A 25064-nucleotide genomic window follows, 5' to 3' on the forward strand; every position below is an offset into this window, starting at 1 on the left:
ACGCCTGGCGGCGTCGCTCAGCCGATGCTAGAGGCCGGCACCATGGGGCGTGGTGCCGCCCTTCATCTGCGATTGCAGGTAGTTCTGCAGGCCGATCTTGTCGATCAGGCCCAGCTGCTGCTCCAGCCAGTAGGCATGATCTTCCTCGGTGTCTTCCAGCTGCACCACCAGGATCTCGCGGGTGACGAAGTCCTTGTGCTGGTTGCACAGGGCCACGCCCTGGGCCAGGGCTTCCCGTACCTCGTATTCCAGCGCCAGGTCGGCGCGCAGCATTTCCGGTACGGTCTGGCCGACGGTGATGGCATTGGGACGCATGTCCGGCGTGCCTTCGAGGAACAGGATGCGGCGCAGCAGCGCATCGGCGTGCTGGGTTTCCTCTTCCATCTCGTGGCCGATCCGCTCATACAGGCGCATCAGGCCCCAGTCCTCGTACATCCGCGAATGGATGAAGTACTGGTCGCGTGCCGCCAGCTCGCCGCGCAGCAGCTGGTTGAGGTAGTTGATGACGTCCGGATGGCCTTGCATGAAAAGAGTCCTGTGCTGTTCAGTGCCCAGTTTAGCGCGCTGGCGCCCAGAGAACGCCGTTCATCGCCCGACCACTGGGGCCGTTCGTCTCATCGCAGCGCTAATCGTTCTGCTTCACGATCAGCTTAGCCACGGCGGTGGCGGCTCTTCGCGCACACTGGGCTCATCCTGTTCGCGACGCGCCGCCTGCCGTCGTTCCTCGTCACGCCGCGCCGCCTCGATCTCGCGCATCACCGCATGGACATCGGCCTGGTCTTCGCGCTCGGCGAACTCGCCGGTCAGGCGGGTATTGGCGAACAACTCGCCCTTCTCGAACAGCGCCCACATCTCCGGCGCATAGCGGGTCGTGCGCAACTCAGGCGCGAAGCGGCCAAAGTAGAGCGCCATGTTCTCCACATCCCGCGCCAGCAGGCGGAAGGCGTGGTTGTTGCCGGCCGCGTCCACCGCCTGGGGCAGGTCGATGATGACCGGGCCGTCCTCGGCCAGCAGCACGTTGAATTCGGAAAGGTCACCGTGGACCAGTCCGGCGCAGAGCATGCGCACGATCTGGCCGATCATCAGCTCGTGATAGCGCAGTGCTTCCTCGGCGGTGAGGGTCACGTCGTTGAGTCGCGGCGCGGCCTCGCCATTGCCGTCGGTGACCAGGTCCATCAGCAGCACACCGTCGAGGAAGTCGTGGGGCTTGGGTACCCGTACCCCGGCGTCGGCCAGGCGATAGAGCGCCGTCACCTCGGCGTTCTGCCAGTTGTCCTCGCGCTCGCGCCGACCGAACTTGGAGCCCTTGGCCATGGCGCGGTTTTCCCGACTGCCACGCACCTTGCGCCCCTCCTGGTACTCGGCGGCCTGGCGGAAGCTGCGCTTGTCGGCCTCCTTGTAGACCTTGGCGCAGCGCACCTGGCTGCCGCAGCGCACCACGTAGACCGCCGCCTCCTTGCCACTCATCAGGGGCCGTATCACCTCATCGACCAAGCCGTCCTCGATCAACGGCTCGATGCGTTTGGGAGTTTTCATCGCCGGTTCCAGCTCCTTCTTGTCGGTCGTCACAGGGGGACGTGTGAGGCAAGTTTCAAGCCAGACGCCGAGAAAGGGAAGTCGGCGTCGCCCCTGAGCGTGCGACTCATCGAAGCGGACAAGATTCCTCAGCCGTGACCGACTGCGTGTTCAACCCCCGAAGAAGGCCAGGAAACGCCGCCACTCGGCCTGGGCCACGGCCAGTTCCACCGGGGCGAAGCGAACCTCGTGATGGGCCGGGCACTGGGCCAGGCGCGCCAGGTCCAGTGGATGGATGAAGCCCAGCAGCGGATAGCCGCCCATGGTCTGGCGATCGGCCATGAGCACGATGGGCTGGCCGTCGGGCGGTACCTGGATGGCACCGGTCACCACCCCCAACGACCACTGGCGGCGGGGCGGCGCCAGGGGTACGTCGCCAGCCAGGCGGATACCCATGCGATCGGATTGCGGACTGATCCGCCAGGGTTGCGTGAACAGCGCCTGCTGCTGCGCCGGTCCGAAGGCCTCGGCGTCGCCGCCAAGGATCACCCTCAACGTCGGCACCTGGCGATAGTCCGGCACGAAGCGCGCAGCCGGACCGCAGCCGTGGCTATGCAGCTCGCTCACCGCCGCACAGGTCAGCCGCTGACCGGCCGCGAGCGGCGCGCCCCTGCCCTCCAGCCCGCCCAGGCCTTCGCGGCGATTGCTGGCCACGCTGCCCAGGGTCGCCGGCGCCTGGAAACCGCCACCGGCGGCGGCCAGGTAGGCGCGCTGTCCGGCCTGGGCGAAGCCCAGGCGCAAGCGCGCGCCGGCCTGTACCGGAAAGCACGACCAGGCCGGCAGCGGCTCGCCATCCAGCCGGGCGTCCAGCGGCGCACCGGTCAGCGCCAGCCAGGTGTCGGTCTCGCTTTCGAATTCGGCACCGCCCAGGGCGATCTCCAGCAGCGGCGCCGTTACCGGATTGCCCACCAGCCGATTGGCCCAGCGCGCGGCATGGCCGTCCATGGGCCCCGAGGGCGCCACGCCCAGGTGTTGCCAGCCCTGGCGCCCCAGGTCCTGCAACAGGGTCAGGGGACCGGACTTGATGACCTTGAGACCGCTCATGGCTGACCTCCCTGGGCGCGAAAGGCGGCTTCGTCCACCGGGACGAAGCGCACCCGATCCCCGGGCGCCAGCAGGCACGGCGGTTCGGCCTGGGCATCGAAGACCGTCCACAGGCAGCGGCCGATGAGATTCCAGCCGCCCGGCGAGGCCTGCGGATAGACCGCGGTCTGGCGCTCGGCGATGGCCAGACTGCCGGCGGGCACGCTGGTACGCGGCGTGCTGCGCCGGGGCAGCGCCAGGCGCTCGTCCAGCTCGCCGAGAAAGGCGAAGCCCGGCATGAAGCCGATGGCGCCCACCTGATAGTCACGCCCACTGTGGAGGCCAATGACCTCGGCCGCGCTCAGGCCACAGCGCTCGGCCACCTCGGCCAGATCGGGTCCGGCATAGAGCGTCGGCACCTGGTGCAGACGCCCGCCCTCGCCCGCCTGCGCGGCGCCCGGCCAGTCGGCCAGCAGGGGGGCGAGGCCGGCCTGCAGCTCGACCAGGGTCAGTTGCAGGGGATCGTAGTGCACCAGCAGGCTGGTCCAGCCCGCCACCAGATCGGTCACCGCCAGGCCGAAGCGCTGGCGAATCCGTTCGCCCAGGCGGGCGATACGCGGGGGCAGCTCGGCGTCGGGATGCTCGGCCAGCTCGAGCAGCAGCGCCGCGACGCCAAAGGGTTTGCCGACGATCATAGGGCATCCAGTGCGGCGCGCAGCCGACGCAGCACTGCCAGGGATTCGGCATTGTCGCCATGCACGCAGAGGCTGTCGGCCTGCAGCCGCATGGGCTGGCCATTGAAGCCGGGAAAGTCCTCACCCCGGGCGATGGCGACGGCCTGGGCCAGGATGCGCTCGGGGTCATGGTGAACGGCGCCAACCTGGCCACGCGGCGCCAGGGAACCGTCGGCCAGATAGGCGCGATCGGCGAAGGCTTCCAGCAGCAACGGCACCCCGGCGGCTTCGGCCAGTCGGCGCTCGCGGTCATTGTCGGCCTTGGCCAGCACCATCAGCGGCAGCCCCTGGCGATAGCGGGCGCAGGCAGCGAGCGCGGCGGTGAGCAGGGCATCATCCTTGACCAGGGCGTTGTAGAGGGCGCCATGGGGCTTCACGTACTCGACGCGCACGCCTGCGGCGCGACAGAAGGCGTCCAGGGCGCCGATCTGGTAGAGGATCATGGCTTCCACCTCGGCCGGGGTGCAGGCCATGGGCCGCCGACCGAAACCCACCAGATCGGGATAGGCCGGATGGGCGCCGATCTGCACGTCATTGGCCACCGCCAGGGTCACGGCGCGCTGCATGGTCAGGGGATCGGCGGCGTGGAAGCCGCAGGCCAGGTTGGCCTGGTCGACCAGGGGAATGGCATGGGCGTCGTCGCCCATGGACCAGGCACCGTAGCTTTCACCGGAATCGCAATTGAGGAGCAGGCGAGCGGACATGACAGGATCCTCTGAGGAAGTAGCTGGAGTGTCGGAAAGCCGGGGCGCCGCTGTCCAACAAAAGATTCCGGGCGCTGGCGATAAGAAGCCGTTGAAACACCCGGGCTAGACCAGCACCGGCAAGGCGCGCTCCGGGCCCAGCCGCGTACACCAGTCGGCTACCACCGTCTGGCTCAGGGCCACCACCGCCTCGCTCAGCGCCAGGCCAGCGCCGCCATGCCAGCTGGCCTGGACATCGAAGGGCGGCGGCCCGGCCAGTGGCAAGGGCATCAGGCTGCCACGGGCCAATTCCTCGATCACCAGGGCCGGCGGCAGGGCGCCGATGCCGAAGCCCTCGCCCATCAGCTTGATGATGGCCGCCACCGAGTTGATGCAGCAGACCCGTGGTTCGGCGATGCCCTCGCGCTGCAAGAGGCCGAGGATGTCCTGGTGCGGTCGCGAATGGCGGGAAAAGGTGATCAGGCGCTCGCCAGCCAGTTCGGCCAGATTGGCGTAGGGTCGCGCCAGATGACTGTCACTGGCCACCAGCCAGCGCACCGGATAGCTGGCGAGGTGCAGATTGCGGATGCCCTCGGCGCGCAGCAGATCGGTCTGGAAGATCAGGTCGAGCTGCCCGCGCGCCAGTTGCTCGGCCAGATTCAGCGCCGTGTCCGCGGTCAGTTCCAGCTCGATGGCCGGATAGGTCTGGGTGACGGCGGCGATCAGCTGATCCAGCCAGCTGTGGATCACCGTATCCATCACGCCGATGCGCAGGCGGCCCTCCAGGGTCTGGCCATGGCCCAGGGCCTCGTGCAGCTCGCGCTGGGTGGCCAGCATCCGCTCGGCGTAGCCCAGTACCCGATGACCCTCGGCGGTCAGGCTCACACCGCGGGAATCGCGCAGGAACAGCTGCACGCCCAGTTCGCTCTCCAGCACGGCGATGCGACTGGAGATGGCAGCCTGGGTGGTGGACAGCTTTTCCGCCGTCAGACGGAAACTGCCCAGCCGGGCGACCCAGACGAAGGTATCGAGAAAGCGCAGGTTCATGGGGACCTCGACAAGGCTATCCCGCCACTTTACCCCCACCAGCGGCCTTGTCTGCCCCGCTTTTCCCTATCGGCGGCGAACAGTTTTATTTGCTGGACGCCACCTCCACCGGCGGCGAAAGATGCCAGCCGGCGTTATGCCACATGACGCCTGACAACAATAACGAGCCGTGCCTGGGGCACTGCCTGGATCAGCCGAAGCCGTCCGCGGCTTCCTACCGTCCGCCGCACCGTCTGCCCGGAGCGCGGTGGACCCGCTGGAGACATCCACCCATGCAAACCACCGTCAACCTCTGGCCGCTGCTGGGCGTGCTGGTCATCGTGGTCGGCTTCCTGCTGAGATTCAATCCGCTGCTGGTGGTGGCCCTGGCCGCCGTGGCCACCGGGATCGCCGCCCAGTTCAGCCCCGAGGCGCTGCTCGCCGCCATCGGCACCGGCTTCATCAAGGCGCGCGCCCTGCCGCTGATCATCCTGCTGCCACTGGCGGTGATCGGCCTGCTCGAACGCCACGGCCTGCGCCTGCATGCGCAGAACTGGATCGCGCGTTTTCGCAACGCCACCGTCGGCCGCCTGCTGATCTTCTATCTCTTCGTCCGCGAGACCACCGCCGCCCTGGGGCTGACCAGCCTCGGCGGCCATCCGCAGATGGTGCGGCCGCTGCTGGCGCCCATGGCCGAAGGCACCGCCGAAAAGATCCACGGCCGCCTGCCCGAGGCCCTGCGCCAGCGGCTGCTGGCCTTTTGCGCCGCTACCGACAACATCGGGCTGTTCTTTGGCGAGGACATCTTTGTCGCCTTTGGCGCCATCGCCCTGATGCACACCTTTCTGCTCGGCGCCGGACTCGATGTCGAACCCCTGCACATTGCCCTCTGGGGCATTCCCACGGCGCTCTGCGCCTTTTTCATCCATGCCCTGCGCCTGCACCGCTTCGATCGCCAGCTCTACCGCGAGCTGACCGCGCGCAAGGAGGTGCAGCCATGATCCTGTCGATCCAGTATCTGTTCTGGCTGGCCGGCGCCATCCTGGCGCTGACCGCGGTCATGACCCTGGCCGATCGTCAGCATCCCAAGCGCTGGACCAGCGGCCTGTTCTGGAGCCTGTTCAGCCTGGTCTTCCTGATCGGCGATCGCCTGCCGCCGGCCTGGGTGGGCGCCGGGGTGCTGCTGATGGCGGTGCTGGCCGGCTGCGGCGCGGTGGGCAGTGGTCACCACGTGACGCGCCCGGAACGCGAGACCCGTGCCAGCGCCGGCCGCCTGGGCAATCGCCTGTTCATTCCGGCCCTGGCGATTCCCGTGGTGACGGTGATCGGCAGCGTGCTGCTCAAGGACGTGCAGATCGCCGGCCTGCCACTGCTCGATCCCAAGAACGTCACCTTCGTCTCCCTCGGCCTGGGCGCCCTGGTGGCCCTGGCGCTGGCCTGCTGGCTGACCCGTGACACCCCGATCCAGGCGATGCGCGAGTCGCGCCGCCTGACCGATGCCCTGGGCTGGTCGCTGGTGCTGCCCCAGGCCCTGGCCATGCTCGGCCTGGTCTTCACCGATGCCGGCGTCGGCAAGGCGGTGGCGCATCTGGCCACCGCCTACGTGGCCCTCGATCTGCGCCTGGTGGCGGTGGTGGTCTATGTGGTGGGCATGGCCGCCTTCACCGTCATCATGGGCAACGGCTTCGCCGCCTTCCCGGTGATGACCGGCGGCATCGGCGTGCCGGTGCTGGTGGGTGTCTACCATGCCGATCCGGCGGTGATGGCCGCCATCGGCATGTTCTCCGGCTACTGCGGCACCCTGATGACGCCCATGGCGGCCAACTTCAACATCGTCCCGGCGGCCCTGCTGGAACTGGACGACAAAAACGCCGTGATCAAGGCCCAGGTCCCCACCGCCCTGGCGGTGCTGGCCTGCAACGTGGTGCTGCTCTATCTGCTGATGTGAGGTCCCATGACCCTGTTGCTCACCGGTTTCGCCCCCTTTGGCGGCGAGGCCCTCAACCCCTCCTGGGAAGCCGTGCGCCGCCTGGATGGCGAATGTCTCGGCGATCTACCGGTGGTCGCGGCGCAGCTGCCGACCGCATTCGGCGCGGCGCTCCGGGTCCTGGATGAGCTGCTCGACCGCCATCGCCCGACCCTGGTGGTGGCGGTCGGCCAGGCCGGCGGGCGAGCCGAGCTGTCGCTGGAACGCATCGCCATCAATGTCGACGATGCCCGCATTCCCGACAATGCCGGGCGCCAGCCGATCGACGAGCCGGTGGTGGCCGGCGGCCCCGCGGCCTACTTCAGCACCCTGCCGATCAAGGCCATGACCCGGGTCCTGCGCGACGCCGGCATCCCCGCAGCGGTGTCCCAGACCGCCGGCACCTTCGTCTGCAACCACGTCTTCTACGGCCTGCAGCATCGCCTGCAGGGCAGCGGGGTACGCGGTGGCTTCATCCACATCCCCTACCTGCCGGCCCAGGCCGCACACCAGCCCGGGGCGCCGTCCATGGCCCTGGAGACCCTGGTCGCCGGCCTGCGCCTGGCGCTGACCTGCGCGGCGACCACCCAGGCGGACCTGCGCGAAGGTGGCGGGCAACTGGACTGACACCCGCAGGCGCGGCGGCGGAGGACCACCCGGTCCGGCTGGCCTACAATGCGCCCTCCGCCGCCGCTGCGATTAGCCCATGTCCACCCTGCTTGCCGACTGGCGTCATCCCCTGCTGCACCGTCGCGTCTGGGCCCTGGCCGCGCCGATGATCCTGTCCAATCTCAGCGTGCCGCTGGTGACCCTGGTCGACAGCGCCATCGCCGGCCATCTGCCCGAAGCCCGCCAGCTCGCCGCGGTGGCCATGGGCGGCGCCTTCTACACCGCCCTGCTCGGCATCCTCGGCTTCCTGCGCATGGGCACCACCGGTTTCGCCGCCCAGGCCAGCGGGCGGCGCGATGGCGCCGCCCTGCGCCAGATTCTCCTGCAGGCCGGCCTTCTCGGGCTGGGCCTGTCGCTGCTCCTGCTGCTGGCCGCCAGCCTGGCGCTGGAACCGCTGTTCGGCTGGCTCGGCCTGGATCCCGCCTTCGCCGACCTGGCCGCGCGCTTCCTGCACCTGCGCCTGCTCGGCCTGCCTGCCGCGCTGCTCAGCTACGCGGTGATCGGCTGGCTGCTCGGCACCCAGGATGCGCGCACGCCGCTGGTGCTGCTGCTCACCACCAATGCCCTGAATCTGCTGCTGGTGACCGGCTTCGTGCTCGGCCTCGGCGCCGGGGTACAGGGCATCGCGCTGGCTTCGGTCCTGGCGGAATGGAGCGGCATGCTGCTCGGCCTCTGGCTGGTGCTGCGCCGTCTGCGGCTGTGGCCCGGCCGGATCGACCGCCTGGCGCTGCGTCGCCTCGCCAGCTGGCGGCCGCTGCTGGCGGTCAATCGCGACATCTTCATTCGCTCCCTGGCGCTGCAGGCGGTATTCCTGCTGTTCGCCGCCCAGGGCGCCCAGCTGGGCGAGACCACGGTGGCGGTCAACGCCCTGCTGCTCAATGGCCTGCTGGTCACCGCCTTCGCCCTCGACGGCCTCGCCCATGCGGTGGAGGCCCTGGCCGGTCATGCCCTCGGCGCCCGCGAAGGCGCCACTCTGCGCCGGGTGCTGGTGATCGCCGGCGGCTGGTCGCTGCTGGCCAGCCTCGGCTTCGCCCTGGCTTTCGCCCTCGGCGGCGATCTGTTCGTCGCCCTGCAGAGCGACATCGCCGAGGTGCGCCAGGCGGCCCACGCCTACCTGCCCTATCTGGCCGTGCTGCCGCTGATCGCCATGGTCAGCTACCTGCTGGACGGCCTCTTCATCGGCGCCACCCGCGCCCGGGAGATGCGCAACTCGATGCTGCTGGCCCTGCTACTGGCGCTGCCGCTCGGCGGCCTGCTGCGCGGCCTCGGCAATCACGGCCTGTGGCTGGCCTTTCTCGCTTTCATGGCGCTGCGTGGCCTGATCTCCGCGCTGCTCGCCTGGCGCCTGGCCCGCCGCGAAGGCTGGCTCAGCGACGACGGCGGCGGCGGCTGATCCTGCGGAACCGCCGGGGCGGCGCTCCCCTCAAAGTCGGACATCCCCTGCCGAGAGCGCTGCCATGAGCGAAGACACCCGCGATCAGGAACCCCTGGACACCCCCGCCGACGGCGACGACGTCCCCGAGCACCAGAAGCCGGAAAATCTGGAAAAGCTCAAGGACTACGGCAAGGATCAGATTCCGCCCGGCATCGCCTGACGCCAACCCTGAACCCCTCGACAAAAGCCGTCGACAGCGGTGGCAAAGCCCCGGCGGAGCTCTTAGCATCCGTCGGGTTGAGTGGGCCTGCGGGCCTTCGTGAAGGGAATCCAGATCACCATGACCGTCAGGTCCTACCTGTCGCCTCTCCTTGCGCCCCTGTTGGCGCTGCTGGTGCTCGTCCCCGCGCCGGCCAGGGCCGTGGACGGCTACGCCGGCATTGCCTTCGGCACTGACCAGAAGGCCTTTCTGGCGAAAAAGCTCTGCACCTTCCAGCCGCGCAAGATCGATGTGGTCGGCGTCGAGTATTTCGAATGCACTGACCTCGGCTTCGCCGGTGAAAAGGTCGAGGCCGGCGCCTTCTTCATCGATGGCCGCTTCCTGCGCCTGTCCATCGTCACGCCCCTGGCGCAGTCCTTCCTGATTGCCGAAGGCCTCACCCAGAAGTACGGCAAACCCTCCTCCCAGTCGTCGGCCGCCGCCTTCGAGCGTCTGAACCAGGACGACGACGCCCAGGCCTATCTGGCCTTCGATCACGACACCGTCGTCTACAAGTTCAGCGCCCAGGCGGCGCGCAAGAAGCAGGTCCTGCTGATCTATACCTCGCCGCGCTACGAGCCCCTGCTCAAGGAGAAGCAGCTGCAGTTCGTCAAAGATTCCCTTTAAACATCCGGTTACAGCTCGTCGGACAATTGCCCCTCGGGCGGCCAAAGTGTCGTCCCGGTCACGCATCGCCGGAAACAGGCCATGAACAATGGCAGATAGCCACGGTCAGAACGCGGGCAAGGAGCCCCTTCCTGTAACCGGCTACTTACGGACGTCGTTCCTTCGGGAGTCCTACCATGACCGAACCTGTCGCCACGCGCGCCCTGGCGCCGCAGCGTCCCTGCTTTCGTTTGCCCCAGTGCTTTGGCCTCAGCTGCACAGGTTCTCTTTTGAAAAGGATCATTCAATGAACACTCGCAATCTCTGGGTCGACTATGCGAAAGCCATAGGCATCGTGCTGGTCGTCTATGGCCATGTCGTCCGCGGCCTGCTCAACGCCGGCATCCTGCAGGACGCCGAATTCCACGGCCTGGTGGACAGCGTCATCTACAGCTTCCACATGCCGCTGTTCTTCTTCCTGTCCGGCCTGTTCTTCTACAACTCCTTCGTCAAGCGCGGCACCGGCGGCCTGCTGGTGAACAAGATCGACACCATCGTCTATCCCTTCCTGGTGTGGTCGCTGCTGCAGGGTTCGGTGGAGGCGCTGATGTCGCGCTACACCAACGGCGGCGTGAGCTTCAGCGAAGTTCTGACGGTCTGGGAGCCACGCCAGCAGTTCTGGTTCCTCTATGCGCTGTTCCTGGTGTTCTGCCTGGCCATGCTCGCCTATCGCTGGGCCAAGCCGCTGGCCTTCTTCGCCGTGTTCGCCTTTGGCGCCCTGGTCTATCTGTTCCAGAACGCCGGCCCGGAAGACTTCTTCTTCACCTTCACCGCGCAGAACTTCGTGTTCTTCGCCTTCGGTGTCTGGTTCAACAACTTCAAGCAGGCCATCGAGGAGCAGGCCGGCCGCGTGATGCTGGGTTCGGGTCTGCTGTTCGTGGTGCTCGAATACTGGTTCCACGGCCTGCTGGGCCTGGTCTACACCGATCGCGGCCTGGCCACCCTGGTGCTGGCGCTGAACGGCATCGTCTTCGTCAGCGCCACCTGCATGGTGCTGGCGCAGCGGCCGCTGCAATGGGTACTCACCCTGGGCGCGCTGTCCATGCCGATCTACGTGATGCACGTACTGAGCGGCAGCGGCGCCCGCATCATCCTGAGCAAGGGCCTGCATATCAACGACGGCCTGCTGCATATCGTCGCCGGCTGCGCCTTCGGCATCCTGGTGCCGGTGGCCATCGCCAAGCTGCTGGAAGCGCGCGGCATCAACGGTCTGTTCGAGGCGCCGGCGTGGATCTCCGCCCGGCGGTGGCTTCGGCCCAAAGCAGAAACCCCCCGCCCCGCCGTCTGAGTGATGGCACCGGCCAGGGCGCCCGGCGCGCCCGGCCGGAGCGACAGCCCTCTCGAATCACCGCGCGAGCGCCAACAAAAAACCCGCTACCAGTTGCCTGGTAGCGGGTTTTTTGTGCCTGAAGCCCTGAGGACTTCAGCCGCTGGCGCGGATCACTGGCTGGCCAGCACCTGGCCGTTCTTCACTTCCAGCTGCTTGCCCGGCTCGTGGTCCATGCGGACCTGGCCGATCTTGCCATCCAGCAGGTACTTAACGTCATAGCCGACCACCTGGTCCTTGCTATCATTGACCGTGCTGCAGCGGGTCTGGCTGGTGGTGTAGGTGTCGCGGTTCTGCATGTATTCCTGACCCTTGTTGCCGGCGTAACCACCGCCAACGGCACCGGCGATGGTCGCCAGGGTCTTGCCGCTGCCGTTGCCGACCTGGTTGCCCAGCAGACCGCCGACGACCGCGCCTACGGCGGTCCCGGCGATCTGGTGCTGGTCCTGAACCGGCCGACGGTGAGTTACCGCGACCTCCTTGCAGACCTCGCGCGGGGTCTTGACCGTTTCCTTGACCGGCTGGACGGCGACGACCTCGGCGTACTGAGGCCCGCGGTCGACGAAACTGTACGCCACGGCGCCACCTGCGGTGGCGACGATGGCTCCCAGAACCGTACCTACGAGCATCGACTTGTTCACTACAACCTCCTGACTACTCTGTCATAGCGGGCACCTGGCCCTTTGCCATGCCTGGGACATCAGGGGCGCTCGTCGAGTTCCTTGGCTTGCGGCGGGATCAGGTCTTCGCTCTTCAGGTCCAGCCAGATCAGCACCACGTTGGCGATATAGATCGACGAGTAGGTACCGGCCAGCACGCCGATGAACAGCGCCAGCGAGAAGCCGAACAGGTTGTCGCCGCCAAAGAACAGCAGCGCCGCCACGGCCAGCAGGGTCGAGATCGAGGTCGCCAGGGTACGCAGCAGGGTCTGGGTGGTCGAGACGTTGATGTTCTCGATCAGACTGGCCTTGCGCAGCACCCGGAAGTTTTCCCGCACCCGGTCGAACACCACGATGGTGTCATTGAGCGAGTAGCCGATGATGGCCAGGACCGCTGCCAGCACCGTCAGGTCGAAGGTGATCTGGAAGAACGACAACAGACCCAGGGTCACCACCACGTCGTGCACCAGCGAAATGATGGCGCCCACGGCGAACTTCCACTGGAAGCGGAAGGCCACGTAGAGCAGCACCCCGCCCAGGGCCAGCAGCATGCCCAGGCCGCCCTGGTCACGTAGCTCCGCGCCCACCTGCGGACCGACGAACTCGGTGCGGGTCAGGGAAAAGCGCTCGGTGCTCGCCTTCTGCAGCGCGCCGGTCACCTGCTGACCCAGCTGCGGGTTGTCACCCGGCATCCGTACCAGCACATCGGTGGTGGCGCCGAAACTCTGCACCACGGCTTCTCCGAAGCCGGCGCCCTGCAATTCCTGACGGATCTTGCCGAGGTCGGCGGGCTGCTCGTAGCGCAGCTCGATCAGGGTACCGCCGGTGAAATCCAGGCCGAAGTTCAGCCCCTTGTAGAACCAGCTGAACAACGCCAGAACGGTCAGGAGCGCGGTGATGGCGAACGCGATATTGCGTACGCCCATGAAGTTGATGGTCTTTTTCATCGCCGCGTCCTCAAATCCACAGCTTCTTGACGTTCCGGCCGCCATAAATCAGGTTGACCATGGCACGGGTCACGAAGATGGCGGTGAACAGGGAGGTGAAGATACCCAGCGACATGGTCACGGCGAAGCCCTTGACCGGCCCGGTGCCCATGGCGAACAGGATGGCGCCCACCAGCAGGGTCGTCAGGTTGGAGTCCAGGATCGCCGTGAAGGCGCGACTGAAGCCCTCATGGATAGCGCGCTGGATCGGCATGCCGTTGGCGATCTCTTCGCGGATCCGCGAGAAGATCAGCACGTTGGCGTCCACCGCCTGGCCCATGGTCAGGACGATACCGGCGATACCCGGCAGGGTCAGGGTGGCATGCAGGATGGACATCAAGGCCATCAGCAAGACCATGTTGAAGCCCAGGGCGATGGTCGCCAGCAGCCCGAAGAAGCGGTAGATGGCGATCAGGAACAGCGAGACGAAGACCATGCCCCACAGCGAGGCATCGATGCCCTTCTCGATGTTGTCGGCGCCCAGGCTCGGGCCGAGGGTGCGTTCTTCAGCGAAGTACATGGGTGCGGCCAGGCCACCGGCACGCAGCAGCAGCGCCAGTTCCGAGGCCTCGCCCGAACCGTTCAGGCCGGTGATGCGGAAGCTGTTGCCCAGGGCCGACTGGATGGTCGCCAGGCTGATGATGCGCCGCTCTTCCTCGAAGCCGGGCACCGCCACTTCCTTCTGCACGCCATCCACGGTCTGGGTGGTGTAGCGAGTGACCGGACGCTGCTCGATGAACACCACGGCCATGCTGCGGCCGACGTTGCTGCGAGTAGCGCGGTTGATCAGATCGCCGCCATGGCCATCCAGACGGATGTTGACCTGGGGCCGGCCGTTTTCGTCGAAGCTGGCCGAGGCGTCGGTGACCTGGTCACCGGTGATGATGACGTTACGCTCCAGCGGCACCGCCGGGCGACCGGGCTCGCGGAATTCGAAGCTCTCGGTGGAGGCCCGCGGGGTGTCCGCGGTGGCGGCCAGGCGGAATTCCAGGTTGGCGGTCTTGCCGAGGATGCGCTTGGCTTCGGCGGTGTCCTGCACGCCCGGCAGCTCGACCACGATGCGGTCGGCGCCCTGACGCTGCACCAGCGGCTCGGCCACGCCCAGTTCGTTGACCCGGTTGCGCACCGTGGTCAGGTTCTGGGTGACGGCATAGTTGCGGATCTCGCGCAACTTGGCCTCGGTCAGCTGCAGACGCAGCACCTGCAGGTCGCCCCGGGTATCGGTGGTCAGCTCGAAATCAGCGTAGTTCTTGCGGATCAGGCTCTGCGCCTGCTGCAGGTCGGCGGCGTCGGTAAAGCCCAGCTGCAGGGCACCGTTCTGGTCGGGCATGCTGCGATAGCGCACCTTCTCGCGACGCAGCAGGGTCTTGACCTCGTTGTCATAGACCTTCAGGCGCGCATCCACGGCCTTGTCCATGTCAACCGCCAGCAGGAAGTGCACACCGCCGGACAGGTCCAGGCCGAGCTTCATGGGGCTGGCGCCCAGCTTGCGCAGCCACTGCGGCGTGGTAGGAGCCAGGTTCAGGGCGACCACGAAGTCGTCGCCGAGGGTACGACGGACCACTTCCTGGGCCGGCAGCTGATCATCGGCGCGCGTCAGGCGGATCAGCACCCGGCTGCCATTGGCGTTGAGATCACTGGACTTCACGGCGAGCTTCGCCTGCGCCAGGGCCGCGTCTACACGCTGGACCTCGGCGGGGGTCACCGCGCGTTCGGTGCTGGAAGCGCTGATCTGCAGGGCCGGATCGTCGGGGTACAGATTAGGAACCGAATAGATGGCGCCCACGACCAGTACGGCCAGGATCAGCAGGTACTTCCAGAGGGGATATTTGTTGAGCATGACACCGCCCGAGATAAAGGCGGGGCGCCTTGCGCGCCCCGGTGTTAGCTAGATTGAGGAAGGCTCAGAGCGCCTTCAGGGTGCCTTTCGGCAGGGTCGCGGCGATGGCGCCCTTCTGGAATTTCAGTTCGACGTTGTCGGACACTTCCAGCACCACGAACTCGTCGGTGACCTTGTTGATGCGGCCGGCGATACCACCGGTGGTCACCACTTCGTCACCCTTCTGCAGGCCGCCGATCAGGTTCTTGTGATCCTTGGTGCGCTTGGCCTGGGGACGCCAGATCAGGAAATAGAAGATCACCACGAAGCCGATCAGGAAGATGAACTGAATGTATTCACCTCCCGGTGCAGCGTTGGCGGCCGGCGCGGCAGCTTCCTGGGCCTGGGCCGTGGAAATCAGAAAACTCATTGCACTACTCCTTGCAGAGTTGGATGACGGAAAAAGAAGAGATGCCGGGGGTCGCTCGCAGCCGTTCCGACCGCCTCGGGACCCCGGTCACGCACCCGGCGAAGGACGCGCGAGCGCCGTTTCGCCTGGACGATCGGACAGGGGCTTTCAGCGGTCGAGCGGCGGCGTAGGCAGGCCGCGCCGTGCATAGAAGGCGTCCACAAAGTCGGCCAATTTACCCTCTTGGATAGCCTGGCGCAAACCGGCCATCACGCGCTGGTAATACCGCAGGTTGTGGATCGTATTCAGCATACTCCCCAGCATTTCCCCGCATTTATCCAGATGGTGCAGATAGGCCCGGGAGAAATGTTTGCAGGTGTAACAGTCGCAGGTGGGATCCAGCGGCGTCTCGTCGTGACGGTGCACGGCGTTGCGCAGCTTGAGCACGCCGGTATCGATGAACAGATGGCCGTTGCGGGCGTTGCGGGTGGGCATCACGCAGTCGAACATGTCGACGCCGCGGCGTACGCCTTCCACCAGGTCTTCCGGCTTGCCCACGCCCATCAGGTAGCGCGGCTTGTCCGCCGGCAGGTGCGGTGGCAGGAAGTCCAGCACCCGGATCATCTCTTCCTTGGGCTCGCCCACCGACAGGCCGCCGATGGCATAGCCGTCGAAGCCGATGCCTTCCAGCCCCTCCAGGGATCTCAGGCGCAGTTCTTCGTGCATGCCGCCCTGGACGATGCCGAACAGCGCCGAGGGATTGTCGCCATGGGCTTCGCGGGAGCGCTTGGCCCAGCGCAGCGACAGTTCCATGGAACGACGCGCGGTGTCGAAGTCCGCCGGATAGGGCGTGCACTCGTCGAAGATCATCACGATGTCCGAGCCCAGGGCGCGTTGCACCGCCATGGATTCCTCGGGGCCCATGAAGACCTTGGCGCCGTCCACCGGCGAGGCGAAGTAGACGCCCTCCTCCTTGATCTTGCGCAGCGCGCCCAGGCTGAACACCTGGAAGCCGCCGGAATCGGTGAGGATCGGCCCCTGCCACTGCATGAAGTCGTGCAGGTCGCCATGGCGCTGGATCACCTCGGTCCCAGGCCGTAGCCAGAGATGGAAGGTGTTGCCGAGGATGATCTGGGCACCGATATCGGCGACGCTGTCGGGCAGCATGCCCTTGACCGTGCCGTAGGTACCGACCGGCATGAAGGCCGGGGTCTCGACCACGCCGCGGGGAAAGGTCAGGCGACCGCGACGGGCCTTGCCCTCGGTGGCCAGCAATTCGAAATTCATGAAACTCATATCAGCTCTCCGGGCCCTGGGCCCCGGGATTGCGGGTGATGAACATGGCGTCGCCATAACTGAAGAAGCGATAGCCCTCGGCCACGGCCGTGGCATAGGCGGCCATGGTCTCGCGGTAACCGGCGAAGGCCGACACCAGCATCAGCAGGGTCGACTCGGGCAGGTGGAAGTTGGTCACCAGCGCATCGACCACGTGGAAGGGCCGGCCGGGATAGAGAAAGATGTCCGTCTCGCCAGCGAAGGCCTTGAGCTCGCCGTCACGGGCGGCGCTCTCCAGCGAACGCACGCTGGTGGTGCCGACCGCGACCACCCGGCCGCCACGGGCGCGGCAGGCGGCCACGGCATCCACCACGGCCTGGTCGACCTGCAGCCACTCGCGGTGCATGTGGTGGTCTTCGATCTTTTCCACCCGCACCGGCTGGAAGGTACCGGCACCGACGTGTAGGGTGACGAAGGCGGTCGTCACGCCCTTGGCGCGGATGGCGTCCAGCAGCGGCTCGTCGAAGTGCAGTCCGGCGGTAGGCGCGGCCACGGCGCCGGCATTGCGCGCATAGACGGTCTGGTAGCGCTCGCGATCCTCGGCTTCGTCGGGCCGGTCGATATAGGGCGGCAGCGGCATGTGGCCGACCCGCTCCAGCAGCGGCAGCACCGGCTCGGCGAATTTCAATTCGAACAGCGCCTCGTGGCGCGCCACCATCTCGGCCTCGGCGCCGCCGTCGATCAGGATGCGGCTGCCCGGCTTGGGCGACTTGCTGGAGCGCACATGGGCCAGCACCCGCTCTTCGTCCAGCACCCGCTCCACCAGGACCTCCAGCTTGCCGCCGCTGGCCTTCTGGCCGAACAGCCGCGCGGGTATCACCCGGGTGTCGTTGAACACCATCAGGTCGCCGGGTCGCAGATAACCCAGCAGATCGGCGAAGTGGCGATGACTCAGCTCACCGCTGGGGCCGTCGAGCACCAGCAATCGACTGCCGCGGCGCTCGGCCAGCGGATGACGGGCGATGAGGGATTCGGGGAGGTCGAAATGGAAGTCGGCGACGTGCATGGCAGGTAGATCTCGAAAGGCCGCACAGCTTACCGGAAGCGACCTTTTTCACCAAAGCACTTTGGATTGACCGGGCCTGCCCGCGTCCCTATACTCCGCCGCCATTGCCCCGGTGGCGGAACCGGTAGACGCGGCGGATTCAAAATCCGTTTCCGAAAGGAGTGGGAGTTCGAGTCTCCCCCGGGGCACCATTCCAATGATTCCACATGCGCCAGCATGGTCCGCGAATCTAGCAAAGACGCTACCTCCAGCGGCTTTGACATCCCAACATGCACCACCTCAAACCAGCACGAATCTTGTCGCGCTGTATGGCCTTGTGTATGGTCCGTTTTTGCTCGAACTAATCCATACAAGGACGACATGAAACGCACGGACATCAAGCGCCGGCCGCTGGCCGACACGGTGCTCTCTTCGCTCGATCCGGAGGCCAAGGAGTATCGGGAAAACTACGGTACTGACCGCCTCTACTTCGTCGTCTCGCCGAACGGCCGGAAGCGCTGGGAGCTCAGGTTCAAGAAGCAGACCGGCGCCTGGTCGTGGATGGGCCTCGGCGGCTACCCCGAGGTGTCGGCGAAGCGCGCCCGCGAGAAAGCCCGGGATGCCATTGACCTGATCGACCAGGGCATCGACCCGGTCGGCCAGAAGGCGACAGCCGCGGCGGCCGAGGCGAAGGCGAAGCAGAACTTGTTCCGGACGGCAGCAGAAACCTGGTACGAGCAGAAGACCCGCGAGGGCCTGTCCGCTTCGACCTTGGAGAAGATGCGCACCTACCTCGACAAGGACATCCTGCCAGCGCTGGGACACCTGCAGGTCGACGAGGTGACTCGGAAGGACTGCGCCCGGCTACAGGCCGGCATCGAAGCCCGGGACGCCCACAACGTCGCGAAGAAGGTCCGCGGGTGGCTTCAGCGGATATTCAGTCACGCAATTGCCCGGGGCCTGTGCGAGAACAACCCGGCCAGCGAGCTGCTGGTCATCGCCGCGCCGGCGCCGGAAACCCAGCAATACCCTCACCTGCTGGAGCACGAGCTGCCGGACTTCCTGCACGCCATGCGCGGATCCAGAAGCCGGACCATCGCACTGACTGCCGCCTGGATGGCGATCCGGACTGCCAGCCGCCCGGGCATGGTGCGCTATGCGGAATGGACAGAGCTGGACCTGGCGAAGGCTGAATGGACGGTGCCGGCGGCCAAGATGAAAATGCGCCGGGACTTCGTGGTGCCGCTCAGCACCCAGCTGGTCGCCCAGTTGCAGGAGCTGCAGCGCTTCACCGGCGACGGGCGCTACCTGTTCCCTGGCGTCGGCCCCAAGACACCGGTGATCAGCGAGAACACCATCGGCAACGTCTTCGCCCTGGTGGGATATAAAGGAAGGCTGGTCGGCCATGGCACGCGCCACACCGCCAGTACGCTGCTGAGAGAGCACGAGTGGCACAAGGATTTCGTGGAAGTCCAGCTCGCGCACAAGGAGGAAGGGGTCTCTGGGGTCTACAACAAGGCCCAGTACCTGCGGCAGCGCCGCGAGATGATGCAGTGGTACAGCGACTATCTCGACTCGCTAGCTGAGGGCACTACCACGGAGCTTCGCGAGGATTTTGCGAGGAGGGTTAGCCTTCAGCGAGCTTAACGGCCTCGCCTGCATATCCCCTTCTTCAGACCGTTCAGCGCTCAGTCACACGAAAGAAAATCAGCTGGTGTAATCTTCGCCGCCCTCGCGCGAATGCTAAACATACGCTGCGATCGGTCGATAGAAGGGATGCTAAGTCGGCTAGAGTTGGATCTGAAATGACCATCAACATCGCAATTGCTACATTCGACGCCATCGTCCTTGGCTGTGACAGCCTGTCCAGCCAGGTAGAGCCGGCCATTTTCTTGCGGCCTAACGTTGGTTTCGCGCGTGACGCAGACGGCAATGAGCTGGTCGATGCCATGGGTCACAAGGTGGTCTCGACTGCTCACATCGAGCCGCTGGTAACAAACGTCTTTGGCGGCGCACAGAAAATGTTCTGCCTTTATGAAGACGAAGACACCTCGGTAGCAGCTGTCACCGCCGGCTTGGCCACCCTCTCAGGCGTCACAATCGCCGGGGTAGCATCTAGGTTCCGCAAGCTCTGCACGTCGGAGAACAGAACCTTCGGCACCGTTCGAGCTGTCGCAGAGGCTTTTTTGGCCCACGTTCGGGTGCTGTGGGAAGAACAGGTCCAGTTCGACAAGATCACCCCGGACGAGATGCCATTCCAAGCCGATGTACACTTCATCATTGGTGGCTATGGCACAGAAGATGCTAAAAGCCAGGTATTCAAGGTTTACGTCAAAACCTCGACGATTGAGGAGCAGTTCAACTGGCCCACTCGTTCAGGCACGTGCTTTGGTGGTCAGTCCAATTTTGTCGAGCGCTTGCTGGTAGGGGTTGACGGGCAGCTGGCTCAGACCGTGGAAAGGGTTATGAGGGCTCAATCCGCGGCTTACACACGAAACGTAACGCAAAATTTACTTGAAGAGCTTGCAGCACAGGGTGTAATTATTCCCGAAGGCTTCACATCCCAAGTCCCCGATCTTGCGCTCAATCTCCCTTGGGGGGACCAACAAGCCAGCATCGATTTCGGGAATTTACCGACCCAGTACGCGGTCGACTTGGTAGAGCTTCTTGTGAATTTGCAGTCAGGAATGCAAAGATTCGCCAACGGCGTTGCAACCGTTGGTGGAAGAACCCACGTAGGGGTGCTCAAGAGGGGTGAAAAATTCACCATGCTCAACGAGCCTAAACTGGTTCATAACCACACAGGTTACTCCCATGACTTATAGCTACCGCGAATCCTCGGGTCAGATCGGTTCCCAGAGCCAGCGTGATCGTGATGGCCGAGTGCAACAAAGCCCATCCTATGCTGAGCGAAGTGGCTCGATTCCTTCGTTTCAGGATACGAAACGGGATTGTCAGTCCTCTGCCAGCGCTGGTGAGCGAGTCTTGACGTACCGAAATGGACTTGTCGAGATTCACTGATCGCGGTCATAAAAAAGCCGGCCTAGCGCCGGCTTTTTTATGCCTTCATTTTCTGCACTGACACTAGCGGCTACACAAGCCATCTCATTTCTATCTTTTCCCCTGCAGCCAGCTGACCTGGCTGCGCAGCCGATCGGCGTCCATCTTCTCGTCGATGGCCATCGCCCTGGCCGTGGCCAGCTCCTGGCGCAGGTGCTCGCTCTCCTTCTGGGTGACGTTCACCGCCAGCAGCAGCTCGTGATACTTCACGTCGATCTCCTGCAGGGCTCTCGCGGGGGCACCCTCGCCGCCGCCGGCCATCCACTTCTGGACGCTGAGCTGACTGAATCCCCGGACGATGCGGACCTCGGTCCACAGCTGATCGCGCTCAGCCAGCACCGTGAGCAGGTTCTGCCGCAGGCGGCCCATGATACCGCGCATGATCGCGATCTCCTCGACGTAGAGGTCGCGCTGGTTCCTGATCATCTCCAGGCAGTCCGGGTCGAAGTCGTCACCCCCGAAGCTGCCGAACTCGTCGACTTGTTCCATGGCATAGCCCGATACTGGTTTTCCATACAGTAGTTAGGCGAGATGGCTCCAGCAAGCTTGACACCGACGAACGGTATGACGCCCATCCCTGCCTATCATTGATAGCATCAGCTCACACGCCTTAGAGGATCGCTTCCATGCAGCTTCCCTATACCGGCAAGATTAGCGTGCAGCTCAAGCGCTGCTCGGTGTCTGGCCCGAGCTCTACCATCTACCTGACGTTCGACGGCGTCCTGAGCAGAGCGCCAGACGTCAAGGGCTATACGGTTTCGGTGCGCAGCCCGATAGAGAAATCCGGGCCTATCGGCTGGCGAGAATTGCCAGGCTATGTGCATCTTGACGCGGGCGGACGTAGTTTTTCCGGAGACCTGGTGCATCTTGAGGGTGACGACCTCGGCCTCTTTGAAATCAAGTTCGGTGAGCGGCCAGAACCAGCTACTGGCAGCTGACAACTGCTGCCACCAGCTCCCGCTCGTAGCCGATCCGCTGCCGACGCTCAGCCAGCAGCGCCCGAACCTTCACCTCCAGGCTGTCCTCCTTGCGCAGCCCCTCCGCCGCCCAGGCCGGTACCGCCGGCGCCTTCACTCGGCACGGCACCTGGACCGGCACATCTACGCGCACCACGCGCGGCTCTGGCTCGGCAACGGGCTGGGCGCCGCACCCCGCCAGCGCGACCAGTATCCCGACGATGATCCACCTCATAGGCCCAGCTCCTTATCGATGATGGCCGCGGCGGCCGCTGCCGGGTCGCCCCCGGTGCGCTCCTGCTGCAGGCGATTGGCTGCCTGGTAGTCCTCGCCGGCGGCCTTGGCAGCCTGCTGCTGAATCGGCTCGGCGTCCTTTGCGCGCATCTCGGCGGCCAGGCGCAGATCGGCCAGGGCCTGGTTCTGCTGGCCTACCTGCCCTTCCAGCGTGCTGCTGGTGGTCCGGCAGGACGCCAGAGTGCTGGAAGAGGTCTTCACGTCATCCCGCAGGCCTTCGACGATGGGCCGGTAGTGGCCGGCGGTGAGCCAGTAGGCCACCCCGCCGCCGATCACTACGCCCAGGCCGAGCAGGACGACAACGACGACCGCGATCACGGCCGCCCTGTACTGCTCGAGCACGACCATTACTGCAGGCGCTCCTGCACCAGGGACAGGTAGGGCTTCCACAACTCGGCCTGGGCGTCGTAGCCCGCGTCGAGCAGGTGCACCCCATCGTTCGGATCGGTCATACCAGCCTTGATCTGGTCCTGGCCAGAGGCGTCCCGGGTGCCGGTGACCACCGCGGCGGTACCCTTCACCACGATGGCGCCCGTGCAGCGCGGCAGCCAGTTCGCGTTGTAGTCGCGGCGCGCCTGGTCGCCGGCGCCATGCGGGCGCTTGTCGCTGTTGGCCGGGGTAGCCTCGGGCAGGAAGATGATCGGCCGCAAGCCGGTGGTGCGCAGCCCATCCATGACACGCCCGAAGGATCCCCGCAGCCGGCGCAGGCCCGCTCCGGTCATGCCGCCGTTGGGCACGTCGTTGATGGACCAGGGCGCATAGGCCAGGATCGTCGGCCGCACCGCCGCCAGCAGGGACACCACCAGGCGGCTGTAGACGTCCGGCACCTGGGCATGCAGCCCGGCGTTCACGTACTCGATGGGGCGGTCAGGCGTCGACAGCGCCAGCACGGCACGCTGGACGGCGCCCATGTCGCGGACGCTGCCGCCCAGGCCCTCGGGGATGCTGTCGCCGCCGATCAGCACCTGGTGGCCACGCGCGACCGTGATGTACTGGATCAGCGGAATCACCGCCTTCTCATCGCCGCCGCTGCTGTAGACGTTGGCCTGGGTGAAGGCGGGCTTGTTGGTGACGCCCTGCACCTCCTGGTTCGAGCAGCGGCACACGCGCGGGCCGGTGCTGCGCCAGTTGTAGAGGTTGTTGTAGGGCATCGAGGCGACCGAGTTGGCCGGGTATTCCATGCGCACCAGCACCAGGGGGCGGCCGGTGGTGGCATCAGTGCGCACCACGCTGGGCAGGAACACCGGATCGGACCAGGTGACGCTCCAGACTTCCTCAGCCGAGCGCGCCGCCAGGTCCACAGTGGCCGCGCCGTTGAAGGTGAGATCGATCCACTCGCCCTGCTCGGGCGCGATGGCCACCAGGTGGGTGGCGGCCGGCACCGCCGCGGAGACACCGACGCACACCTTCACGCCGGTGACGGGAGTCGCGGACACATTGGGGATGCCTACGCGGAAGGACATGAACTCGCCTTCCAGCTCGATCTGCAGGTTGAAGGTAGTGACGGCGGTCAGGGTCTGCTGCCGCAGGCGCCCGAACAGGCCCCGGGTGAGAACGTTGGTACCGGTGGTGGCCAAGCCGGCGAGCTTGTCACGCTCCTCCATCTGGTCGTACAGCGGGTCGAGAATACGCGGCAAGCGGCGGGGATAGGGCATGGTCCGTGTCCTTGTTGTCGGTGGGTGCAGCGGGGTGGGTGGATCAGCTGAGGACGGCCAGGGCGCGGGCGGTGAGCGCGGCTCGCTCGGCCAGGCCCTTGGTACCGCCGTTGATCTTCTTGGTGATGGCCAGCGTGTCCCGGGCGTCGGCCAACTGGTTCAAGCCGTTGGCCGACCAGAAGTGCGCAGCGGACATGCAGGCGTTCCAGGGCAGCTCCAGCAGCTCGGGTCGGCGGACGAGATCCAGCGCCAGGGCGGTGCCGGCAGCGACGTAGTTGGCCCGGCCGGTGACCTGCACCAGGCCGCGGCCCCGATAGGTCCAGCCGTCGCCGGAGGACTCCGGGCCGTTGCCGTTGCGGTTGGCATAGGCGTTGTTCGCGATAGCCTCGGGGCGACGGGCCAGGCGGGCGGCGAGTTCGTTCGGCTTCAGCTCCTTGGCGCGCGGGTCGATGGCGTACCGGCTCGGCCAGGTGTTGGCCAGGCCCTGGGCGCTGTAATTCAGGTTCTCGACCAGGCGGGTCAGCTCGCCGGACTCGTGGCCGCACTGGCCGAGGAAGGCAGAGATGCGCAGCGCGTTTTGCTCGATGGCGTAGCGATTCATGGCGGCGTTCAGCGCCGGGACGAAGACGGTCGCCACCTTGGCCGCGCCGGGCAGGATGGCGACCAGCTGGTGCTCGGTGATGAGCATGGGAAACTCCAGGCATAAAAAAGCCCGCGCAGTGGCGGGCTGATAGGATTAGGTGTCCTCACGATCGCGAGGATTTAGGTCATTGCGGCGCTATCCGGCGGGGCATTCCGCGCGAGCGTGAGGATTTAGCGCCGGCCGTAGCGCCGCTGGCCACCCAGGACCGGGCCCAGGTAGAAGACGGCCGCACGTGGGCGCGCCATGCCCTCCCCGGTCCGGGCCATGCGCCATAGGATCTGGTCGCACACCGCTTTCGGGAAGCGCTTGGAGCGGTACAGGAAGTCGTGCATGGCGCTCATGCGGTTACCGTAGCCGGCGATATAGGCGTACAGCAGGACCGCCACCAGGGCGATCACCGCGGCGACGATGGCCAGCACCAGCGGCAGGCCGAACGCGGCGCTGAAGATGGCGAACACCACGGCGATGATCGCGCCCCAGCGGAACACCTCCCTGAGGAAGCGAATGCTGGCCAGGTCGGTGGGCGATGGCGCCGGGCAGGTGATCACGCCCACCACCGGGTCGTGGAAGGAGAACACCTCCTCCACCACCCACTCCCAGCGCGACGTCTGCCGCATCAGCGGGTACCGGTCGAACTTGCCTACCTCAGGGATCAGTTCGGGAACTGCCATGCCACGTCCTCCGGATGCTCCGAGACGCTGATGGCGTAGCGCGCGCCCTGCCAGATGCCCAGCACCTTCCCCGCCTTGCCGCAGTAGAGCTGGCCGGACTCCAGCACCACCTGCACTAGGTCGGCGAAGGTGCCGCCGATGCCGTAGGCCTGGCGCTGCTCGTGCATTGAGGTCAGGAATGGGGTGGCGGGCTTGGCATCCGCCGGCGCCCTGCTCCAGTTCTCGGCCTCGGTCATCTGCCGGTCCCAGGTCGATATCTCGAACGTCGGGTTGTAGCTCTGCACCACCG

The 25064-nt window shown here is 66.0% G+C and carries 29 protein-coding genes and 1 tRNA gene; 11 read left to right on the forward strand and 19 right to left on the reverse strand.

From position 1 onward, the window contains the following. Positions 1 to 27 precede the first annotated feature (27 nt). The 6 genes from bfr to PVZ72_RS19195 all read right to left on the reverse strand — a co-directional run bounded on the left by bfr (position 28) and on the right by PVZ72_RS19195 (position 5062). Positions 28 to 525 (reverse strand): bacterioferritin, encoded by a 498-nt coding sequence (bfr, locus tag PVZ72_RS19170; protein WP_007159675.1) that lies wholly within the window; start codon positions 523 to 525, stop codon positions 28 to 30. 120 nt (positions 526 to 645) lie between these two features. Next, on the reverse strand, positions 646 to 1536 hold the full coding sequence (locus tag PVZ72_RS19175) for a PA4780 family RIO1-like protein kinase (RefSeq protein ID WP_017642530.1): 891 nt from the start codon (positions 1534 to 1536) through the stop codon (positions 646 to 648). 150 nt (positions 1537 to 1686) lie between these two features. Further along, the gene (locus PVZ72_RS19180) at positions 1687 to 2619 is read right to left on the reverse strand and encodes a biotin-dependent carboxyltransferase family protein (RefSeq protein WP_187978585.1); all 933 of its coding nucleotides are present in this window, start codon (positions 2617 to 2619) and stop codon (positions 1687 to 1689) included. Then, on the reverse strand, positions 2616 to 3293 hold the full coding sequence (gene pxpB, locus PVZ72_RS19185) for a 5-oxoprolinase subunit PxpB (RefSeq protein WP_273862732.1): 678 nt from the start codon (positions 3291 to 3293) through the stop codon (positions 2616 to 2618). Before pxpB ends, PVZ72_RS19180 begins: the two co-directional genes overlap by 4 nt. After that, a complete protein-coding gene (locus tag PVZ72_RS19190) occupies positions 3290 to 4036 on the reverse strand; it encodes a 5-oxoprolinase subunit PxpA (protein ID WP_273862733.1) in 747 nt (248 codons plus the stop codon). Before PVZ72_RS19190 ends, pxpB begins: the two co-directional genes overlap by 4 nt. A gap of 105 nt (positions 4037 to 4141) precedes the next feature. Then, positions 4142 to 5062: a LysR family transcriptional regulator gene (locus PVZ72_RS19195; protein ID WP_027597217.1), complete on the reverse strand. Its 921-nt coding sequence runs from the start codon at positions 5060 to 5062 to the stop codon at positions 4142 to 4144. 272 nt (positions 5063 to 5334) lie between these two features. Here PVZ72_RS19195 and PVZ72_RS19200 point away from each other — a divergent pair, with 272 nt between their 5' ends. The 7 genes from PVZ72_RS19200 (at position 5335) to PVZ72_RS19230 (ending at position 11264) form a co-directional block, all read left to right on the forward strand. Continuing rightward, the gene (locus PVZ72_RS19200; protein WP_273862734.1) at positions 5335 to 6042 is read left to right on the forward strand and encodes a DUF969 domain-containing protein; all 708 of its coding nucleotides are present in this window, start codon (positions 5335 to 5337) and stop codon (positions 6040 to 6042) included. Beyond that, positions 6039 to 6989 carry a DUF979 domain-containing protein gene (locus PVZ72_RS19205; RefSeq protein WP_133863144.1) on the forward strand — a complete coding sequence of 317 codons (951 nt, stop codon included), beginning with the start codon at positions 6039 to 6041 and terminating at the stop codon, positions 6987 to 6989. Before PVZ72_RS19200 ends, PVZ72_RS19205 begins: the two co-directional genes overlap by 4 nt. A gap of 6 nt (positions 6990 to 6995) precedes the next feature. Next, a complete protein-coding gene (gene pcp, locus PVZ72_RS19210; protein ID WP_187978581.1) occupies positions 6996 to 7634 on the forward strand; it encodes a pyroglutamyl-peptidase I in 639 nt (212 codons plus the stop codon). Positions 7635 to 7713: 79 nt separating this feature from the next. Beyond that, positions 7714 to 9069, forward strand: a complete 1356-nt coding sequence (locus tag PVZ72_RS19215; RefSeq protein WP_273862735.1) for an MATE family efflux transporter — start codon at positions 7714 to 7716, stop codon at positions 9067 to 9069. 64 nt (positions 9070 to 9133) lie between these two features. After that, the gene (locus PVZ72_RS19220) at positions 9134 to 9271 is read left to right on the forward strand and encodes a hypothetical protein (protein ID WP_007159685.1); all 138 of its coding nucleotides are present in this window, start codon (positions 9134 to 9136) and stop codon (positions 9269 to 9271) included. Between the two features lie 120 nt (positions 9272 to 9391). Next, positions 9392 to 9937, forward strand: a complete 546-nt coding sequence (locus tag PVZ72_RS19225; RefSeq protein WP_273862736.1) for a hypothetical protein — start codon at positions 9392 to 9394, stop codon at positions 9935 to 9937. A 286-nt stretch (positions 9938 to 10223) separates the two neighbouring features. After that, positions 10224 to 11264, forward strand: a complete 1041-nt coding sequence (locus PVZ72_RS19230; RefSeq protein WP_133863140.1) for an acyltransferase family protein — start codon at positions 10224 to 10226, stop codon at positions 11262 to 11264. Between the two features lie 152 nt (positions 11265 to 11416). Here PVZ72_RS19230 and PVZ72_RS19235 read toward each other — a convergent pair whose 3' ends face one another. The 6 genes from PVZ72_RS19235 to queA all read right to left on the reverse strand — a co-directional run bounded on the left by PVZ72_RS19235 (position 11417) and on the right by queA (position 17517). Beyond that, positions 11417 to 11944, reverse strand: coding sequence for a glycine zipper 2TM domain-containing protein (locus PVZ72_RS19235; protein WP_133863139.1), 528 nt, complete (start codon positions 11942 to 11944; stop codon positions 11417 to 11419). A 59-nt stretch (positions 11945 to 12003) separates the two neighbouring features. Continuing rightward, the gene (secF, locus tag PVZ72_RS19240) at positions 12004 to 12909 is read right to left on the reverse strand and encodes a protein translocase subunit SecF (RefSeq protein WP_187978578.1); all 906 of its coding nucleotides are present in this window, start codon (positions 12907 to 12909) and stop codon (positions 12004 to 12006) included. Positions 12910 to 12919: 10 nt separating this feature from the next. Then, positions 12920 to 14788, reverse strand: coding sequence for a protein translocase subunit SecD (gene secD / locus PVZ72_RS19245; RefSeq protein ID WP_187978577.1), 1869 nt, complete (start codon positions 14786 to 14788; stop codon positions 12920 to 12922). Between the two features lie 64 nt (positions 14789 to 14852). Continuing rightward, on the reverse strand, positions 14853 to 15197 hold the full coding sequence (gene yajC, locus PVZ72_RS19250; protein ID WP_007162951.1) for a preprotein translocase subunit YajC: 345 nt from the start codon (positions 15195 to 15197) through the stop codon (positions 14853 to 14855). Positions 15198 to 15344: 147 nt separating this feature from the next. Further along, positions 15345 to 16463 (reverse strand): tRNA guanosine(34) transglycosylase Tgt, encoded by a 1119-nt coding sequence (gene tgt, locus PVZ72_RS19255; RefSeq protein ID WP_051226203.1) that lies wholly within the window; start codon positions 16461 to 16463, stop codon positions 15345 to 15347. A 10-nt stretch (positions 16464 to 16473) separates the two neighbouring features. Beyond that, positions 16474 to 17517, reverse strand: coding sequence for a tRNA preQ1(34) S-adenosylmethionine ribosyltransferase-isomerase QueA (gene queA, locus PVZ72_RS19260; RefSeq protein WP_273862737.1), 1044 nt, complete (start codon positions 17515 to 17517; stop codon positions 16474 to 16476). Positions 17518 to 17623: 106 nt separating this feature from the next. Between queA and PVZ72_RS19265 the strand changes: the two genes are divergently transcribed. The 3 genes from PVZ72_RS19265 (at position 17624) to PVZ72_RS19275 (ending at position 20321) form a co-directional block, all read left to right on the forward strand. Further along, positions 17624 to 17708: transfer RNA gene (locus PVZ72_RS19265), tRNA-Leu, on the forward strand. A 169-nt stretch (positions 17709 to 17877) separates the two neighbouring features. After that, a complete protein-coding gene (locus tag PVZ72_RS19270; protein ID WP_273862738.1) occupies positions 17878 to 19143 on the forward strand; it encodes a tyrosine-type recombinase/integrase in 1266 nt (421 codons plus the stop codon). Between the two features lie 158 nt (positions 19144 to 19301). Further along, a complete protein-coding gene (locus PVZ72_RS19275) occupies positions 19302 to 20321 on the forward strand; it encodes a hypothetical protein (protein ID WP_273862739.1) in 1020 nt (339 codons plus the stop codon). A gap of 286 nt (positions 20322 to 20607) precedes the next feature. On the opposite strand, the gene PVZ72_RS19280 is transcribed toward PVZ72_RS19275, so the two are convergent. Further along, positions 20608 to 21045, reverse strand: a complete 438-nt coding sequence (locus PVZ72_RS19280) for a hypothetical protein (RefSeq protein ID WP_273862740.1) — start codon at positions 21043 to 21045, stop codon at positions 20608 to 20610. Positions 21046 to 21182: 137 nt separating this feature from the next. Here PVZ72_RS19280 and PVZ72_RS19285 point away from each other — a divergent pair, with 137 nt between their 5' ends. Then, positions 21183 to 21494: a hypothetical protein gene (locus PVZ72_RS19285; RefSeq protein WP_273862741.1), complete on the forward strand. Its 312-nt coding sequence runs from the start codon at positions 21183 to 21185 to the stop codon at positions 21492 to 21494. On the opposite strand, the gene PVZ72_RS19290 is transcribed toward PVZ72_RS19285, so the two are convergent. The 6 genes from PVZ72_RS19290 to PVZ72_RS19315 all read right to left on the reverse strand — a co-directional run. Further along, a complete protein-coding gene (locus PVZ72_RS19290; RefSeq protein WP_273862742.1) occupies positions 21481 to 21747 on the reverse strand; it encodes a hypothetical protein in 267 nt (88 codons plus the stop codon). The genes PVZ72_RS19285 and PVZ72_RS19290 overlap by 14 nt on opposite strands. Continuing rightward, a complete protein-coding gene (locus PVZ72_RS19295) occupies positions 21744 to 22154 on the reverse strand; it encodes a hypothetical protein (RefSeq protein WP_273862743.1) in 411 nt (136 codons plus the stop codon). Before PVZ72_RS19295 ends, PVZ72_RS19290 begins: the two co-directional genes overlap by 4 nt. After that, positions 22154 to 23461: a hypothetical protein gene (locus PVZ72_RS19300; RefSeq protein ID WP_273862744.1), complete on the reverse strand. Its 1308-nt coding sequence runs from the start codon at positions 23459 to 23461 to the stop codon at positions 22154 to 22156. The genes PVZ72_RS19295 and PVZ72_RS19300 overlap by 1 nt, the downstream gene beginning before the upstream one ends. A gap of 43 nt (positions 23462 to 23504) precedes the next feature. Next, the gene (locus PVZ72_RS19305; protein WP_273862745.1) at positions 23505 to 24149 is read right to left on the reverse strand and encodes a glycoside hydrolase family 19 protein; all 645 of its coding nucleotides are present in this window, start codon (positions 24147 to 24149) and stop codon (positions 23505 to 23507) included. Positions 24150 to 24274: 125 nt separating this feature from the next. Continuing rightward, a complete protein-coding gene (locus tag PVZ72_RS19310; protein WP_273862746.1) occupies positions 24275 to 24775 on the reverse strand; it encodes a hypothetical protein in 501 nt (166 codons plus the stop codon). Next, the coding region (locus PVZ72_RS19315) for a hypothetical protein (protein WP_273862502.1) at positions 24757 to 25064 on the reverse strand (308 nt) is incomplete at its 5' end. The genes PVZ72_RS19315 and PVZ72_RS19310, both read right to left, overlap by 19 nt.

This window comes from Pseudomonas sp. LA5 (genome assembly GCF_028640825.1).
GTDB lineage: Bacteria > Pseudomonadota > Gammaproteobacteria > Pseudomonadales > Pseudomonadaceae > Chryseomonas > Chryseomonas aestiva.